Annotated in this window: 3 protein-coding genes; 1 reads left to right on the forward strand and 2 read right to left on the reverse strand. The window is 42.9% G+C overall.

What is annotated here, in order from left to right:
• Positions 1-80: hypothetical protein (locus tag ACWHAR_RS27025; RefSeq protein ID WP_452088426.1), on the reverse strand; the 80-nt coding region annotated here is incomplete at its 3' end.
• 230 nt (positions 81-310) lie between these two features.
• Here ACWHAR_RS27025 and ACWHAR_RS27030 point away from each other — a divergent pair.
• Positions 311-526: a hypothetical protein gene (locus ACWHAR_RS27030; RefSeq protein ID WP_015483630.1), complete on the forward strand. Its 216-nt coding sequence runs from the start codon at positions 311-313 to the stop codon at positions 524-526.
• Between the two features lie 35 nt (positions 527-561).
• Here ACWHAR_RS27030 and ACWHAR_RS27035 read toward each other — a convergent pair.
• A partial coding sequence (locus tag ACWHAR_RS27035) for a 2-hydroxycarboxylate transporter family protein (RefSeq protein WP_452088427.1) occupies positions 562-715 on the reverse strand: 154 nt, incomplete at its 5' end.

A 715-nucleotide genomic window follows, 5' to 3' on the forward strand; every position in this document is an offset into this window, starting at 1 on the left:
CTTTTTGCGTATTTTGCCAAGAAGGGAATGATAAAAGCAAATAAAAAAGGCGATAAAATAGCAAGATGTAAGAGCTGCAAAGATAAGACCTCCTTTTCTCGTTCTCAATTGAAAAATGCGCTATGTATGAAATATACGGTCAAATGACCTAGTCCAAATTATATCGCACTTTTCTGCAAGCTGCCACGCTTCGAACTGCTGTAATGGGTTTTTATGAGTTCTTTTGACCTCGAAATAAGTCTAACAAAAAAGAGGTTATTTGTATATTTAAAATCAATCCTGATCAAGCTGAAGGTAAGGAGCTGGTCATGTGAAAAGAAAAGTCGTGATGTGCTCAGGTTTATTCTGCTCAGTATTTGCAGGGGCATTCATGTTGAATCAATATGACGGGCGCAGCGGTGTGGCGGCTAGTGATGAATGGGAGCTGTATTTACTGGAGCACCACCTGTCAGCCAGAATGAGTGAGACGGAATCAAAGGACCTGCCGTTTGGTCCCCGAGAGTATATTCGGATTGTGAATAAATAAAAAAAGAGTTCCGCATAAAACGGAACTCTTTCTGTTTATGAAGTGAAAAAACGAAGCAAAACTGTCGCGCAAATCACTGTGCCTGCACCGCCGAGACGGGTTGAAATTTGGGCAAACGGCATAAGGCCCATTCTTCCTGATGCCGATAAAATGGCAACATCACCCGTTCCGCCGAGGCCGCTGTGGCAG

The sequence above is a fragment of the Bacillus sp. LR--39 genome, assembly GCF_053613335.1.